Origin of the sequence: Burkholderia sp. LA-2-3-30-S1-D2 (genome assembly GCF_001523915.2) — a bacterium.
In the GTDB taxonomy this organism is placed as follows: Bacteria; Pseudomonadota; Gammaproteobacteria; order Burkholderiales; family Burkholderiaceae; genus Burkholderia; species Burkholderia diffusa.
On record NZ_CP013383.1, the window covers coordinates 468,949 to 483,855 of the forward strand.

At 67.5% G+C, this 14,907-nt stretch carries 13 protein-coding genes; 6 read left to right on the forward strand and 7 right to left on the reverse strand.

Translation table 11 applies throughout. The features are described 5' to 3' along the window. Positions 1-53: 53 nt before the first annotated feature. The 6 genes from WS66_RS02105 to WS66_RS02130 form a co-directional block, all read right to left on the reverse strand. Complete coding sequence (locus WS66_RS02105) at positions 54-1,379, reverse strand: MFS transporter (RefSeq protein WP_059600294.1); 1,326 nt, start codon at positions 1,377-1,379, stop codon at positions 54-56. Positions 1,380-1,518: 139 nt separating this feature from the next. Further along, positions 1,519-2,157 (reverse strand): 3-oxo-tetronate 4-phosphate decarboxylase, encoded by a 639-nt coding sequence (gene otnC / locus WS66_RS02110; protein ID WP_059600340.1) that lies wholly within the window; start codon positions 2,155-2,157, stop codon positions 1,519-1,521. Further along, on the reverse strand, positions 2,157-3,443 hold the full coding sequence (otnK, locus tag WS66_RS02115; protein ID WP_059600293.1) for a 3-oxo-tetronate kinase: 1,287 nt from the start codon (positions 3,441-3,443) through the stop codon (positions 2,157-2,159). Before otnK ends, otnC begins: the two co-directional genes overlap by 1 nt. A 19-nt stretch (positions 3,444-3,462) precedes the next feature. After that, positions 3,463-4,353 (reverse strand): L-threonate dehydrogenase, encoded by an 891-nt coding sequence (gene ltnD, locus WS66_RS02120; protein ID WP_059600292.1) that lies wholly within the window; start codon positions 4,351-4,353, stop codon positions 3,463-3,465. 84 nt (positions 4,354-4,437) lie between these two features. Further along, complete coding sequence (locus WS66_RS02125; protein ID WP_059452152.1) at positions 4,438-5,142, reverse strand: FadR/GntR family transcriptional regulator; 705 nt, start codon at positions 5,140-5,142, stop codon at positions 4,438-4,440. 206 nt (positions 5,143-5,348) lie between these two features. Next, complete coding sequence (locus WS66_RS02130; RefSeq protein WP_059600291.1) at positions 5,349-6,422, reverse strand: GlxA family transcriptional regulator; 1,074 nt, start codon at positions 6,420-6,422, stop codon at positions 5,349-5,351. A 261-nt stretch (positions 6,423-6,683) separates the two neighbouring features. Between WS66_RS02130 and WS66_RS02135 the strand changes: the two genes are divergently transcribed. From WS66_RS02135 to WS66_RS02160, 6 genes are read left to right on the forward strand one after another with little or no spacing between them, the layout of a single operon-like run. Then, positions 6,684-8,069, forward strand: a complete 1,386-nt coding sequence (locus WS66_RS02135; protein ID WP_059600290.1) for an L-serine ammonia-lyase — start codon at positions 6,684-6,686, stop codon at positions 8,067-8,069. 15 nt (positions 8,070-8,084) lie between these two features. Then, a complete protein-coding gene (locus WS66_RS02140) occupies positions 8,085-9,329 on the forward strand; it encodes a sarcosine oxidase subunit beta family protein (protein ID WP_006480591.1) in 1,245 nt (414 codons plus the stop codon). A 28-nt stretch (positions 9,330-9,357) separates the two neighbouring features. Continuing rightward, positions 9,358-9,657 (forward strand): sarcosine oxidase subunit delta, encoded by a 300-nt coding sequence (locus tag WS66_RS02145; RefSeq protein WP_059534095.1) that lies wholly within the window; start codon positions 9,358-9,360, stop codon positions 9,655-9,657. Further along, complete coding sequence (locus tag WS66_RS02150; RefSeq protein WP_059600289.1) at positions 9,654-12,665, forward strand: sarcosine oxidase subunit alpha family protein; 3,012 nt, start codon at positions 9,654-9,656, stop codon at positions 12,663-12,665. Before WS66_RS02145 ends, WS66_RS02150 begins: the two co-directional genes overlap by 4 nt. Continuing rightward, the gene (locus WS66_RS02155) at positions 12,655-13,284 is read left to right on the forward strand and encodes a sarcosine oxidase subunit gamma (protein WP_059600288.1); all 630 of its coding nucleotides are present in this window, start codon (positions 12,655-12,657) and stop codon (positions 13,282-13,284) included. Before WS66_RS02150 ends, WS66_RS02155 begins: the two co-directional genes overlap by 11 nt. Further along, positions 13,281-13,721 carry a dihydroneopterin aldolase gene (locus WS66_RS02160; protein WP_059452158.1) on the forward strand — a complete coding sequence of 147 codons (441 nt, stop codon included), beginning with the start codon at positions 13,281-13,283 and terminating at the stop codon, positions 13,719-13,721. Before WS66_RS02155 ends, WS66_RS02160 begins: the two co-directional genes overlap by 4 nt. 76 nt (positions 13,722-13,797) lie before the next feature. Here the strand turns inward: WS66_RS02160 and WS66_RS02165 are convergent, their stop codons facing one another. Then, positions 13,798-14,904, reverse strand: coding sequence for an alkene reductase (locus tag WS66_RS02165; RefSeq protein WP_059600339.1), 1,107 nt, complete (start codon positions 14,902-14,904; stop codon positions 13,798-13,800). Positions 14,905-14,907: the final 3 nt, after the last annotated feature.

A 14,907-nucleotide genomic window follows, 5' to 3' on the forward strand; every position in this document is an offset into this window, starting at 1 on the left:
GTTCCTGTGAATGAATGGGGCGGGGCGCACGGCGCCCCGCGTCGAATGACGGATCAGCGGTTCACGAGTTTCGCGGGCGTGAGCCACACGGCGATCGCGCCGATCACCAGCATGGCGGCCAGCACGTACATACCGGATGCCGTGCTGTGCGTGGCGTCCTTCAGGTAGCCGATCACGTACGGGCTCGCGAACCCGGCGAGGTTGCCGACCGAGTTGATGATCGCGATCCCGGCGGCCGCGGCGGAGCCGGCGAGAAACGCGGTCGGCAGCGACCAGAACAGCGGAGCGCAGGTCAGCACGCCGCCCGCCGCGAGCGACAGGAACACGATCGACACCGCCGTATTGTGCGAGTACGACGCGGCGACCGCAAATCCGACCGCGCCCATCAGCGCCGGCACGATCAGGTGCCAGCGGCGTTCGCGGCGCTTGTCCGCGCTGTGGCCGAACAGGTTCATCACGACGATCGCGACGACGAACGGAATCGCCGACAGCAGGCCGATCTGCAACGTATCGGTGATGCCGGTCGACTTGACGAGCGTCGGCATCCAGAACGTGAGACCGTACTGGCCGGTGACGAACGCGAAGTAGATCAGCGACATCCACCACATGCGCGGGTCGGAGAGCACGGCCTTCAGCGAATGGCCGTGTTTCTGCTGTTCCTGCGGCTGCGCGGCGATTTCATCCTCGAGGATCTGCTTCTCGCGCTCGTCGAGCCATTTCGCGCTGCGGATGCTGTTGTCGAGATACAGGATCGTCGCGATGCCGACGAGCACGGCCGGCACGGCCTCGATCATGAACATCCATTGCCAGCCGTGGAATCCCGAGCCGCCGTGAAAGCGCTCCATGATCCAGCCCGACAGCGGGTTGCCGAAGATGCCCGACACCGGGATCGCCGACATGAACACCGCGATGATCTTCGCGCGGCGATGCGACGGGAACCAGTACGTGAGGTACAGGATCACGCCCGGATAGAAGCCGGCTTCGGCGAGACCGAGCAGGAAGCGCAGCACGTAGAACTGCGTCGGCGTCTTCACGAACGCGAACAGCGCGGACAGCAGGCCCCACGTGATCATGATCCGCGCGATCCAGATGCGCGCGCCGATGCGGTGCATCAGCATGTTGCTCGGCAGCTCGAACAGGAAGTAGCCGAGGAAGAAGATGCCGGCGCCGAGGCCGAACACGGTTTCGCTGAACGCGAGGTCCTGCGACATCTGCAGCTTCGCGAAGCCGACGTTGACGCGGTCGAGATACGCGACCACGTAGCAGAGCATCAGGAACGGCACGATGCGCCAGAACACTTTCTTGTAGGTGCGGTCGAGTTCGGCCGATTGGGCGGGCGCGGCGGGCGAGCGGCCTGCGGCCGCGTCGAGAGCAGTCATTGTCGTCTCCTGGGATGTCATGTGCCGGCGGCGCGCACGCCGCCGGATTGTGTCGTGTGTGCTGATGGAGGGGCCCGCGCACACGGCGGGCATGGTACTCGGTTCGTAGTCCTGCGTGATCCGGACGCGATGCGTTGCGTTACCAGCGTGCGCCGAAGGTCTGGCGCAGCTCGTCGAGCGCCGTGTCGGACAACGGCTCGGGCTTCGGGTTCGTCATCAGCCAGAGCCGCGCGGTTTCCTCGAGCTCCTCGAGCGCGTACGACGCGTGCGACACCGACTGCCCCCACATCACCGGGCCAAGGCGGTCGAGCAGCACGCCGCGCACCTGGTCGGCGAGCGCCGCGACTTCGGCCGCGACCGCCGGGTCGCCGGGGCGGCGATAGCGGATCAGCGGAATGTGGCCGACCTTCATCACGTAGTACGGCGTGATCGGCGGCAGCACGTCGGTGTCGCGCCACACGCCCGCGAGCGTCAGCGCGACCAGGTGCGTCGAATGCGTGTGGACGATGCCGTTTGCTTCCGCGTTGCGCGTGTAGATGCCGCGATGCAGCGCGAGCGTCTTCGACGGCTTGCCGCCCGATACGGGCTGACCGTCCAGGCCGACCTTCGCGATGTCGTTCGGGTCGAGCCGGCCGAGGCATGCGTCGGTCGGCGTGATCAGCCAGCCGTCATCCAGGCGCGCGCTGATGTTACCGGCGCTGCCGACGGCGTGGCCGCGCGCATACAGGCTCGCGCCGACGACGCAGATCTCTTCGCGCAGTTTCGCTTCGTGGCTCATCATGCGGCTCCGTCGAGCGCGCGCAGCGCCTTGTCGAAAAAGTCCACCGTGCCGAAGTTGCCGGATTTCAGCGCGAGGCCGAGCGGCTGCGCGTCGATGGTGGCCGTCGCCGGCACGCCCGGATCGATTTGCGCACCGATCTGCAGCGACTTCACGTCGAGCGCCTGCACGACCGCGCCGGACGTCTCGCCGCCGGCAACGACGAACTTGCGCACGCCGAGGTCGCGCAAGCCCCTGGCGATTGCGGCGAGCGTGCTCTCGACGAGTTGGCCGGCCGCCTCGACGCCGAGCGCCTGCTGGACGGCCTTCACTTCGTCGGGCGTCGCGGTCGCGTAGATCAGCACGGGTTGGGGCAGGTGCGAGCGCGCGAATGCCAGTACCGCGTCGACGACGGGTTCGCCGCGCGAGACCGCGAGCGGGTCGATCCGGAAGCTCGGCCGGCTTTCGCGCCACGCGGCGACCTGGGCGTTGGTCGCCTTCGAAGCGCTGCCGGCGAGCACGGCGGACAACCCGTCGATGCGCGGCAGCGAGGCTGCGTTGTCGCGCTCGGGCAGTTGATCCGCGCGGCGGAAATTCGCGGGCAGGCCGAGGGCGACGCCCGAGCCGCCGGTGACGAGCGGCAGGTCCGTGCACGCTTCGCCGAGCACGTAGAGGTCGCGATCCGACAACGCGTCGGCGATCGCGAAGCGCGCGCCTTCCGCGCGCAGCTGCTCGATCCGCGCGCGCACGGCGGCGGCGCCCAGGGCGATCGTGTCGTAGCGGATCAGGCCGACATGCGACTTCGTTTGCCGCTGCAGCACGCGCACGAGGTTCGCCTCCTTCATCGGCGTGAGCGGGTGGTTCTCCATGCCGGATTCGTTCAGCAGCACGTCGCCGACGAACAGATGGCCGCGGAAGATCGTGCGCCCGTTCTCCGGGAACGCCGGACACGCGATCGCGAAGCCGCCGCCAGCCGCATCGAGCAGCGCATCGGCGACGGGCCCGATGTTGCCCGCGTCGGTCGAGTCGAACGTTGAGCAGTACTTGAAGAAAAATTGCCGGCAACCCTGTGCGCGCAGCCATTCATGGGCGGCGAGCGATTGCGCGACGGCGTCGGCGGCGGGAATCGTGCGCGACTTCAGCGCGACGACGATCGCGTCGGCGTCGATTGCGGCGTCGCCGGCGGGCACGCCGATCGTCTGCACGGTACGCATGCCGCTCTTGACGAGCATGTTCGCGAGATCGGTCGCGCCGGTGAAATCGTCGGCGATGCAGCCGAGCATGGGACGGGAAGCGGAAGCGGTCATGGCAGGAACGTCGTTCGAATCAGCGGGCGGGCGGCAGCGTGATGCCGGGGAAGGTCTTGATCACGGCGGAATCGTCCTCGCCGCCGTGGCCGGCGCTCGACGCGCTCATGAACATCTGGTGCGCGGTGGCAGACAGCGGCAGCGGGAACTTGCTGCGCCGCGCGGTATCGAGCACGAGGCCGAGGTCCTTCACGAAGATGTCGACGGCGGACAGCGGCGTGTAGTCGCCGTTCAGGATGTGCGGCACGCGGTTCTCGAACATCCACGAGTTGCCGGCGCTGTGCGTGATCACGTCGTAGAGCGCGTCGGCATCGACGCCTTCGCGCAGGCCGAGCGCCATCGCCTCGGCGGCCGCCGCGATGTGCACGCCGGCCAGCAGTTGATTGATGATCTTCACCTTCGAGCCGATGCCGTGCGCGTCGCCGAGGCGATACACCTTGCCGGCGATCGCGTCGAGCACGTCGTCGCAGGCCGCATACGCGGCGGCGGGGCCCGACGTCATCATCGTCATCTCGCCGGAGGCCGCGCGCGCGGCGCCGCCGGACACCGGCGCGTCGAGCATTTGCAGGCCCGCGGCCTCGATGCGCGCGCCGAGCGCGACGGCGAAATCGGGTGCGACGGTCGCGCTCGCGATCACGACGCCGCCGGGCTTCATCGCCGCGACCGCGCCGTGCTCGCCGAACAGCACCGTTTCGGTCTGCGCGGCATTGACGACGAGTGTGACGACGACGTCGCACCGCGCGCCGAGTTCGGCCGGGCTCGCGCAGGGCACGCCGCCTTCGGCCGCGAACGCCTGCAGCACGGTGTCGCGCACGTCGCATGCATGCACGCGGAACCCCGCGCGCAGCAACGAGCGGGCGACGCCGAGGCCCATCGCGCCGAGGCCGATGACTCCAACATTTCGTGACATGGTCAACCTTGATCGATTCGGGAAGAGGTTCGGGACAACGACGGCACCGGTCTGGCCCGGGCCGCCGCATTCAGCAATCGTTCATCAGCAGATGCCGGCTTCCGCGAGACGGCGGGCGGCGTTGTACATGTGCGTGCGCGCCGCGTTGCGTGCCGCCATCGGGTCGCGCGCGCGGATCGCGTCGGCGATCGCCGCGTGTTCCTCGCGCACCTGCCGCGAGAAATCCTCGCGCGTCGCCTCGTTGCGCCGCGTGACTTTCACGCCGGCCTCGAGGTACTGGTTCAGGAACTGCAGTGTCTTCAGGAAATACGGGTTGCCGGTGACGGCCGCGATCGTGCGGTGGAACGCAACGTCTTCCGCGACGCCGTCGCGCCCTTCGGCCACCGCATCGTCGATCTTGCGCAGCGCGTCGTCGATGTCGGCCATGTCGTCGGCCGTGTGGTGCAGCGCGGCTTCGGCCGCGACTTCAGCCTCGATCGCGCGGCGCACCGCGAGAAGGTGCGGCAGCGAGCTGGCCTCGACGGCCTCCGCGTAGTCGATCCGCAGCGGCCGGATGGCGCCGTGCTGGTTCACGTACACGCCGCTGCCCTGGCGCGGCTCGACCACGCCTTCGTTCTTCAGCCGCGAGATCGCTTCGCGGATCACGGTGCGGCTCACGCCGAATTCCTGCGCGAGAACGGCTTCCGTCGGCAGCTTGCCGGTGGCCGAGAAACTGCCGACTTCGATCTGCTTCAGCAGCTGCTGCGCGACGTGGTCGCTCATCGCACGGGCGGGAATTTTCTCGAACATGGCGCTCAGGTTTGTAAGGTGATGTGGTCATCATACAAATTTGAAGGTGCGTCAGCATCAGGGATAACCCTCGGTCAATGGGCTCTAACGTCGGTGAAATTGACTGGAACCGGTTCCAGTTGACCTGAAACTGCCGCGATCGTGTGTGGCGTCGAGGCGTGGGCAGGGGAAGGAAAGGGGACGCGCGCCGGCGGCGCGCGCGACCGTCAGTCGGCGATGTCTTCGACGGGATCGGGATCAGCCGCCATCGGTGCGCCGGCCTCCGTGCTGTCCCCGCCGCGTTCGCGATAGGTCGCCGGCGGCACGCCGAACTGCTTGCGGAACTCCCGGCCGAGGTGCGATGCGTCGGCGAACCCGCAACTCGACGCGATATCGGCGACGGTGCGGTCGGAGCTGGTCAGCAGCCAGGCGGCCGTGCGCAATCGCACCTGTTTCGCGAACGCCTGCGGGCTCTTGCCCGTTTCGGCCTTGAACAGCCGCTCGAGCTGGCGCGTCGACATGTCGAGCTTGCACGCGAGTTCCTCGAGCGGCAGCGCGCGGCCGACATGCTGTTCCATCAGGAGAATCGCGCGCTTGACCTTCGGGTGCGTGGCCGGCTCGAGGCCCGGCGGATGCGGCTGCGGCGCATTGCCCTTCTGCATCTCGCCGACGAGCAGGATGCGCAGTGCCTTCTGCACGGTCGCATGATCGAAATGGCGCAGCAGGACCGCGGCGGCGACGTCGATCGACGCACGCCCGCCCGAGCAGGTGATCCGTCGCCGGTCGATCACGAACAGGCGATCGGCGATCAGCATGTCGGGATCGGCGTGCGGGAAGCGCTCGATGAAATCCCAGTAGTGGAACCAGCTCACGCAGGTGCGGTAGCCGTCGAGCACGTTCGCGCGCATCAGCGTGAACACGCCCGTGCAGATCCCGACGAGCGTCGCGCCGCCCGTCGCCGCGCGGCGGATGAAGTCGAGCGTTTCGGGGCCGGCTTGCGGCCCCGAATGCAGCAGGCCGCCGACCACGACGACGTAGTCGAACGGCTCGGCGCTCTCGAAGGTTTCCCACGGCGTGATCTGGATCCCGCAACTCGCGCGCACCGGCGCCAGCGTTTCGCCGATCACGCTCCACGCGCAGCGCACCGGCTTGCTGTAGTCGCCGTCGTCGGCCGACAGCCGCAGCATGTCGACGAAACCCGAGAAGGCCGTGAGCGTGAAGTTCGGCAGCAGCACGATGCCGAAACGGATGCGCTGCGGCGCGGGTTCGGCGAGGGGGGAAGCGGGTACGTCGGGTGTCATCGCGGTCAATCTCGTCACGCCGGGAAGGCGGGTCTCACTCGTTGCAATCTGTTCGCGGGCACGGTTGCCGGCTGGCGCGGACCCCGGCCGACTTGTGGTTTTTCGTCGCCAACCATCGTCAAAACGCACTTTCCGGCCGTCCTGCGCGGGGCTTGGCGGCGCTATCCCACGCCGATGCCGTTTTTGTTCTATCGGCCAATTTTACGCTTTGATGTACTGATGCCAACGACATTTCACGTACGCCCACCCAGAGGAAGTCAGATGAACGTCAGCGCGTTCGACCTGTTCAAGATCGGTATCGGCCCGTCCAGCTCGCATACGGTTGGCCCGATGATCGCCGCGTGCCGCTTCGCGTCGCACATCGAGGACGCGAACCTGCTCGGCTTCGTGCGCCGCGTGCGGGTCGAACTATACGGCTCGCTCGGTGCAACGGGCAAGGGCCACGGCACGGACAAGGCGGTGCTGCTCGGGCTCGAGGGCCATCTGCCCGACACGATCGATCCGGACCTGATCGAGCCGCGGCTCGCGGCGATCCGCGCGGAGAAGTCGCTGGCGCTGCTCGGCAAGCAGACGATTCGCTTCGACGAGAAGGAGAACATCGGCTTCTATCGCAAGCTGATGAGCGGCACCAGCATCGTGCATCCGAACGGGATGCGCTTCCAGGCGTTCGACGAGCACGGCCAGTTGCTCGTCGAGAAGGAGTATTACTCGATCGGCGGCGGCTTCGTCGTGAACCGCGACGGCGATCGCGTGAACGGCGTACGTGCTGCGGCCGAAGTGCCGTACCCGTTCCGCACGGGCGACGACCTGATGCGCCAGTGCCGCGAACACGGGCTGTCGATCGCCGAGCTGATGCTGCGCAACGAATCCACGCTGCGTCCGGAAGACGAAGTGCGCGCCGGGCTGCTCGCGATCTGGCGCACGATGGCCGCGTGCGTCGAGCGTGGCTGCAAGGTCGAGGGCGAACTGCCGGGCCCGATGCGCGTGAAGCGCCGCGCGGCCGAACTGAACGGGCGCCTGCGGGCGCGTTCGGAGGAGTCGCTGCGCGATCCGCTGTCGATGCTCGACTGGGTCAACCTGTATGCGATGGCCGTCAACGAGGAGAACGCGGCGGGCGGCCGGGTCGTCACCGCGCCCACGAACGGCGCGGCCGGCGTGATCCCCGCGGTGCTGCACTACTACGTGAAGTTCGTGCCGGGCTCGAACGAAGCCGGCATCGTCGAATTCCTGCTGACGGCCGCGGCGATCGGGATCATCTACAAGGAAACGGCGTCGATCTCGGGCGCGGAAGTCGGCTGCCAGGGCGAAGTGGGCGTCGCGTGCTCGATGGCCGCGGCCGCGCTCGCCGCGGTGATGGGCGGCACGCCCGACCAGGTCGAGAACGCGGCCGAGATCGGGATGGAGCACAACCTCGGCATGACCTGCGATCCGGTCGGCGGGCTCGTGCAGATTCCGTGCATCGAACGCAACGCGATGGGCGCGATCAAGGCGCTGAACGCATCGCGGATGGCGCTCAAGGGTAACGGCCAGCACTACGTATCGCTCGATTCGGTGATCAAGACGATGCGCGAGACGGGTGCCGACATGAAGACGAAATACAAGGAAACGTCGCGCGGCGGTCTTGCCGTGAACGTCATCGAATGCTAACGAAGGATCACTAACATGAGCCGCTACTCGATATTCAGCCTGTTCCGCAACGGCCTCTCGTATCACGAGAACTGGGAAAAGCAGTGGAAGAGCCCGGAACCGAAGAAGGAATACGACGTCGTGATCGTCGGCGGCGGCGGCCACGGCCTCGCGACCGCCTACTACCTCGCGAAGGAGCACGGCATCACGAACGTCGCGATCCTCGAGAAGGGCTGGATCGGCGGCGGCAACACCGCGCGCAACACGACGATCGTGCGCTCGAACTATCTGTGGGACGAATCGGCCGCGCTGTACGAGAAGGCGATGAAGCTGTGGGAAGGGCTGTCGCAGGACCTCAACTACAACGTGATGTTCAGCCAGCGCGGCGTGATGAACCTCGCGCACACGCTGCAGGACGTGCGTGACACCGAGCGTCGCGTGAACGCGAACCGCCTGAACGGCGTCGACGCCGAATTCCTGACGCCCGCGCAGATCAAGGAAATCGAGCCGACGATCAACCTGAACAGCCGCTACCCGGTGCTCGGCGCATCGATCCAGCGCCGTGCGGGCGTCGCGCGTCACGACGCGGTGGCCTGGGGCTTCGCCCGCGGCGCCGACCGCGCCGGCGTCGACATCATCCAGAACTGCCAGGTGACGGGCATTCGTCGCGAAGGCGGCGCGGTGGTCGGCGTCGATACGGTGAAGGGTTTCATCAAGGCGAAGAAGGTCGCGGTGGTCGCAGCCGGCAACACGACGACGCTCGCCGACATGGCCGGCGTGCGCCTGCCGATCGAGAGCCACCCGCTGCAGGCGCTGGTGTCCGAGCCGATCAAGCCGGTGGTCAACTCGGTGATCATGTCGAACGCGGTGCACGCGTACATCAGCCAGTCCGACAAGGGCGACCTCGTGATCGGCGCGGGTATCGACCAGTACACGGGCTTCGGCCAGCGCGGCAGCTTCCACATCATCGAAAGCACGCTGCAGGCGATCGTCGAGATGTTCCCGGTGTTCTCGCGCGTGCGGATGAACCGCCAGTGGGGCGGCATCGTCGACGTGTCGCCGGACGCGTGCCCGATCATCACCAAGACCGACGTGAAGGGCCTCTACTTCAACTGCGGCTGGGGCACCGGCGGCTTCAAGGCGACGCCGGGCTCGGGCTGGGTGTTCGCGCACACGATCGCCCGCGACGAACCGCATCCGCTGAACGCGCCGTTCGCGCTCGACCGCTTCTACACGGGCCACCTGATCGACGAGCACGGCGCAGCCGCCGTCGCGCACTGACCCCCGCACTGAACGAGGAGAAAGAAACATGTTGCTGATCGAATGTCCGTGGTGCGGGCCGCGCGCCGAATCCGAGTTCACGTGCGGCGGTGAAGCCGACATCGTGCGCCCGGTTGCGAACGAGAACATGACCGACCGCGAATGGGGCGAATACGTGTTCATGCGCGAGAACAAGCGCGGTATCCACCGCGAGCAGTGGCTGCACACGCAGGGCTGCCGCCGCTGGTTCAAGGTCACGCGCGACACGGTGACCTACGATATCAAGGGCTACGAAAAGTTCGGCGGCGCAGCCGCCGGCAACGCACACGAAGAGGGCACGAGCAAATGAGCCAGAAAGACCGCCTCGGCACCGGTGGCCGCATCAATCGCGCGATTCCGCTGACGTTCACGTTCAACGGCCGCACGTATCAGGGCTTCCAGGGCGACACGCTCGCGTCCGCGCTGCTCGCGAACGGCGTGCACTTCGTCGCGCGCAGCTTCAAGTACCACCGTCCGCGCGGGATCGTGACGGCGGACGTCGCGGAACCGAATGCCGTCGTGCAGCTCGAGACCGGCCCGTACACGGTGCCGAACGCGCGCGCGACCGAGATCGAGCTGTACCAGGGCCTCGTCGCGACGAGCGTGAACGCCGAGCCGTCGCTCGAGAACGACAAGTACGCGATCAACCAGAAGTTCTCGCGCTTCATGCCGGCCGGGTTCTACTACAAGACCTTCATGTGGCCGCGCAACATGTGGCCGAAGTACGAGGAGAAGATCCGCGAGGCCGCCGGCCTCGGCAAGGCGCCCGAGGTGCTCGACGCCGATCGCTACGACAAATGCTACGCGCACTGCGACGTGCTCGTGGTCGGCGGTGGCCCGTCGGGCCTCGCCGCCGCGCATGCGGCCGCGACGGCCGGCGCGCGCGTGATCCTGGTCGACGACCAGCGCGAGCTCGGCGGCAGCCTGCTGTCGTGCCGCGCGGAAATCGACGCGAAGCCGGCGCTGCAGTGGGTCGAGAAGATCGAGGCCGAACTGCGCAAGCTGCCCGACGTGACGATCCTGTCGCGCAGCACCGCGTTCGGTTATCAGGACCACAACCTCGTGACGGTCACGCAGCGTCTGACCGATCACCAGCCGGTGTCGATGCGCAAGGGCACGCGCGAGCTGCTGTGGAAGGTCCGCGCGAAGCGCGTGATCCTCGCGACCGGCGCGCACGAGCGTCCGATCGTGTTCGGCAACAACGACCTGCCGGGCGTGATGCTCGCCGGCGCGGTGTCCACCTACGTGCATCGCTACGGCGTGCTGCCGGGCCGCAACGTGGTCGTGTTCACGAACAACGACCGTGCATACCAGACCGCGCTCGACCTGAAGGCGTGCGGCGCGAAGGTGACGGTCGTCGATTCGCGTGCGTCGTCGAACGGCGCGTTGCCCGCGGCCGCGAAGCGGCAGGGCGTGACGGTGATGAGCGGTGCAGTCGTGACGGCTGCTTCGGGTAAGTGGCGCGTATCGTCGGTCGACGTCGCGTCCTACACGAACGGCCAGACCGGTGGCAAGCTGCAGTCGCTGCCGTGCGACCTCGTCGCGATGTCGGGCGGCTTCAGCCCGGTGCTGCACCTGTTCGCGCAGTCGGGCGGCAAGGCGTGCTGGAACGACGAGAAGGCCTGCTTCCTGCCGGGCAAGCCCGTGCAGGCGGAAGCGAGCATCGGTGCGGCCGCTGGCGAGTTCGGTCTCGCCCGTGCGCTGCGGCTCGCGGTCGACGCGGGCGCCGAAGCGGCGAAGGCAGCGGGCTTCACGGCCGCGAAGCGCCCCGTCGCGCCGCAGGTCGCGGAAGCCGTCGAAGGCGCGCTGCAGCCGTTGTGGCTTGTCGGCAGCCGCGAGGCCGCCGCACGCGGGCCGAAGCAGTTCGTCGACTTCCAGAACGACGTGGCGGCCGCCGACATCCTGCTGGCAGCGCGCGAAGGTTTCGAGTCGGTCGAGCACGTGAAGCGCTACACCGCGATGGGCTTCGGCACCGACCAGGGCAAGCTCGGCAACATCAACGGGATGGCGATCCTCGCGCAGGCGCTGGGCAAGACGATTCCGGAAACGGGCACGACGACGTTCCGCCCGAACTACACGCCCGTGTCGTTCGGTACGTTCGCGGGCCGCGAGACCGGCGACTTCCTCGACCCGATCCGCAAGACGGCCGTGCACGAATGGCACGTCGAGCACGGTGCGATGTTCGAAGACGTCGGCAACTGGAAGCGGCCGTGGTATTTCCCGAAGAACGGCGAGGACCTGCATGCGGCCGTGAAGCGCGAATGCCTGGCGGTGCGCAACAGCGTCGGCATCCTCGATGCGTCGACGCTCGGCAAGATCGACATCCAGGGTCCGGATGCAGTGAAGCTGCTGAACTGGATGTACACGAACCCCTGGAACAAGCTCGAGATCGGCAAGTGCCGCTACGGGCTGATGCTCGACGAAAACGGGATGGTGTTCGACGACGGCGTGACGGTGCGCCTCGCCGACCAGCATTTCATGATGACGACGACCACCGGCGGCGCGGCGCGCGTGCTCACGTGGCTGGAGCGCTGGCTGCAGACCGAATGGCCCGACATGAAGGTGCGGCTCGCGTCCGTCACCGATCACTGGGCGACGTTCGCGGTGGTCGGCCCGAAGAGCCGCAAGGTCGTGCAGAAGGTGTGCCAGGACATCGACTTCGGCAACGACGCGTTCCCGTTCATGAGCTACCGGAACGGCACCGTCGCGGGCGTGAAGGCGCGCGTGATGCGGATCAGCTTCTCCGGCGAACTCGCGTATGAAGTGAACGTGCCGGCCAATGCGGGCCGCGCGGTGTGGGAAGCGCTGATGGCGGCCGGTGCCGAGTTCGACATCACGCCGTACGGCACCGAGACGATGCACGTGCTGCGCGCGGAGAAGGGCTACATCATCGTCGGCCAGGATACCGACGGCTCGGTCACGCCGTATGACCTCGGGATGGGCGGGCTCGTCGCGAAGTCGAAGGACTTCCTCGGCAAGCGTTCGCTGTCGCGCTCCGATACGTCGAAGGAAGGCCGCAAGCAGTTCGTCGGCCTGCTGACCGAGGACGAACAGTTCGTGCTGCCCGAAGGCGCGCAGATCATCGCGAAGGACACGCAGGTGTCGGCGGTCGATCCGACGCCGATGATCGGCCACGTGACGTCGAGTTATTACAGCCCGATCCTGAAGCGCTCGATCGCGCTGGCGGTGGTGAAGGGCGGCCTGAACAAGATGGGCGAGAGCGTCGTGATTCCGCTGGCCAACGGCAAGCGCGTCACCGCGAAGATCTCGAGCCCGGTTTTCTACGATACCGAAGGGGTGCGCCAGCATGTGGAATGAAACGAGAAACCAGTCGCAAGTGGCGGGCGCGGGCGTGACGCTTGAATCGCCGTTCGTCGGCGCGGCCGATGTGCTGAAGCCGCATCAGGCGCGTGCATCGAAGAAGTTCATGCTGCGCGAGCGCGCGTTCCTCGATCTCGTGAACGTGCGCGGCGAGCTGAGCGACCCGGCATTCGTCAGCGCGTTCGAGCGCGTGGTCGGTTGCCGGCCGCCGTCGGCACCGAACACGGTGGCGCGCGGCGCCGAGTACGACGTGCTGTGGCTCGGTCCCGACGAGTGGCTCGTGCGCTCGAACGGGCCCGTGCAGGCGGGCGTGCTCGAGGCGCAGCTCGCGGAGGCCGTGCAGGGTTCGTATGCGGCGGCGGTCGACGTCGGCAGCGGCTACACGGTCGTCGAGGTCAGCGGCGAACGCGTGCGCGACGTGATCGCGCGCGGCTGCCCGCTCGATCTGCATCCGCGCGTGCTCAAGCCGGGCCAGTGTGCGCAGTCGCACTACTTCAAGTCGCCGATCACGCTGATCCCGACCGGCGACGATACGTTCGAGATCGTCCTGCGTCGCAGCTTCGCCGACTATTTCGTGCGCATCATGCTCGACGCCGCGGCGCCGCTCGCGTCATGAAGCCGTTCGACGAACCGTTCGTGGCGATCGACGCGCCGCGCCTGCGCGGGCGCGGCTGGAGCGTGTTCGTCGACGAACTGAAGGTGCCCGCGCGGATCGGCATCCACGCGCACGAGCACGAGGCGCCGCAGCCGATCGTGATCGATGCGCGGCTCGGGTATCGCTGCGAGCCGAGCGAGCAGGGCGAGTGGATCGACTACGACGGTTACTGTGCACGCGTCGCGTCGTTCCTGTCGCACAAGCCGCATACGCGGCTGCTCGAAACGCTCGTCGCCGATCTCGCGGTGATGTCGTTCCGCGAATGGCCCGCGTTGGAGTCGCTGACGCTGTCGATGTACAAGCCGAAGATCCGGCCGGGGACGAAGCGCGTCGGCGTGTCGCTCGACTGGACGCGTGGGGATTACCTGCGGTGGACGGGGGCGGCGGGGCAGCTGTAACGGGCTCAGCAGCCCGTATCGTTCGAATGCGGCGCGTCATGACGAAGTCACGACGCGCCGTTTCTCTTTGCAGCGCTTATGCCGCGCCGCTCAGCGCCGGATAGTCGACATATCCGCGTGCATCGCCGCCGAAGAACGTCTCGCGCTGCGCGTCGTTCATCGGCGCGCCCGTCTTCACGCGCGTCACGAAATCCGGATTGGCGAGCACCATCTGGCCATACGCTTCGAGATCGGCGAGACCCGATGCCACATCGGCACCGATCGCGTCGCGCGTGCGCCCCGGGCGGTTCAGGATCAGCGTGCCGCGCCAGCGCGCACGCAGGTCCGCGAGCAGCGATTCATCGCCCTGATGCATTACGTGCAAATAGGCGAGGCCGAGCGCGTCGAGCTGCGTCGCCAGGTAGCGGTAAAGCTCGGCGCTTTCCGGACCTTCGTCGATCCCCCACAGCGTGGTGCCGGGCGACAGGCGGATCGCCGTGCGATCCGCGCCGATCTCGTCGGCGATCGCGGCAGCGACTTCGATCGCGAAGCGCGCGCGATTCTCGATCGATCCGCCGTATTCGTCGGTGCGCGTGTTGGCGTTCGGCGCGAAGAACTGCTGGACCAGATACCCGTTGGCACCGTGAATCTCGACGCCGTCGGCGCCGGCCTCGATCGCGCGTCGCGCGGCGAAGCGGAAGTCGTTCACGGTGTCGCGCACCTCGGCCGTCGTCAGTGCGCGCGGCGCCGGAATCTCCTGCATGCCCGTCGCCGTGAACATCGGCACGCCCGGCGCGATCGCCGACGGCGCGACGCCCTGTCGGTGGTGCGGCGTGTTGTCGGGATGCGACATGCGGCCCACGTGCATCAGCTGGATGAACAGGCGGCCGCCGCGCGCATGCACGTCGTCGCTGATCCTCTTCCAGCCGGCGACGTGTGCGCCGGTATAAATACCCGGCGTCGTCAGGTAGCCCTGGCCGTCGGCCGACGGTTGCGTGCCCTCTGTGACGATCAGCCCGAGGTCCGCGCGCTGCGCGTAGTACTCGGCGGCCCACGCGCCGGGCGTACCGTCGAACGCGGCGCGGCTGCGCGTCATCGGCGCCATCACGAGGCGGTTGTCGAGCGTGTCCCGGCCGACGCGCACCGGGGTGAACAGTTGCGGCGTGTCCTGATCGGTAGGGGCCGGAACGAACAGTTGTTTCATCGC

What these genes read in the sequence shown, in the direction of transcription:
- WS66_RS02105 (WP_059600294.1), bottom strand. Translation starts at nt 1,379, where the DNA reads ATGACTGCTCTCGACGCGGCCGCAGGCCGCTCGCCCGCCGCGCCCGCC.
- otnC (WP_059600340.1), bottom strand. Translation starts at nt 2,157, where the DNA reads ATGAGCCACGAAGCGAAACTGCGCGAAGAGATCTGCGTCGTCGGCGCG.
- otnK (WP_059600293.1), bottom strand. Translation starts at nt 3,443, where the DNA reads ATGACCGCTTCCGCTTCCCGTCCCATGCTCGGCTGCATCGCCGACGAT.
- ltnD (WP_059600292.1), bottom strand. Translation starts at nt 4,353, where the DNA reads ATGTCACGAAATGTTGGAGTCATCGGCCTCGGCGCGATGGGCCTCGGC.
- WS66_RS02125 (WP_059452152.1), bottom strand. Translation starts at nt 5,142, where the DNA reads ATGTTCGAGAAAATTCCCGCCCGTGCGATGAGCGACCACGTCGCGCAG.
- WS66_RS02130 (WP_059600291.1), bottom strand. Translation starts at nt 6,422, where the DNA reads ATGACACCCGACGTACCCGCTTCCCCCCTCGCCGAACCCGCGCCGCAG.
- WS66_RS02135 (WP_059600290.1), top strand. Translation starts at nt 6,684, where the DNA reads ATGAACGTCAGCGCGTTCGACCTGTTCAAGATCGGTATCGGCCCGTCC.
- WS66_RS02140 (WP_006480591.1), top strand. Translation starts at nt 8,085, where the DNA reads ATGAGCCGCTACTCGATATTCAGCCTGTTCCGCAACGGCCTCTCGTAT.
- WS66_RS02145 (WP_059534095.1), top strand. Translation starts at nt 9,358, where the DNA reads ATGTTGCTGATCGAATGTCCGTGGTGCGGGCCGCGCGCCGAATCCGAG.
- WS66_RS02150 (WP_059600289.1), top strand. Translation starts at nt 9,654, where the DNA reads ATGAGCCAGAAAGACCGCCTCGGCACCGGTGGCCGCATCAATCGCGCG.
- WS66_RS02155 (WP_059600288.1), top strand. Translation starts at nt 12,655, where the DNA reads ATGTGGAATGAAACGAGAAACCAGTCGCAAGTGGCGGGCGCGGGCGTG.
- WS66_RS02160 (WP_059452158.1), top strand. Translation starts at nt 13,281, where the DNA reads ATGAAGCCGTTCGACGAACCGTTCGTGGCGATCGACGCGCCGCGCCTG.
- WS66_RS02165 (WP_059600339.1), bottom strand. Translation starts at nt 14,904, where the DNA reads ATGAAACAACTGTTCGTTCCGGCCCCTACCGATCAGGACACGCCGCAA.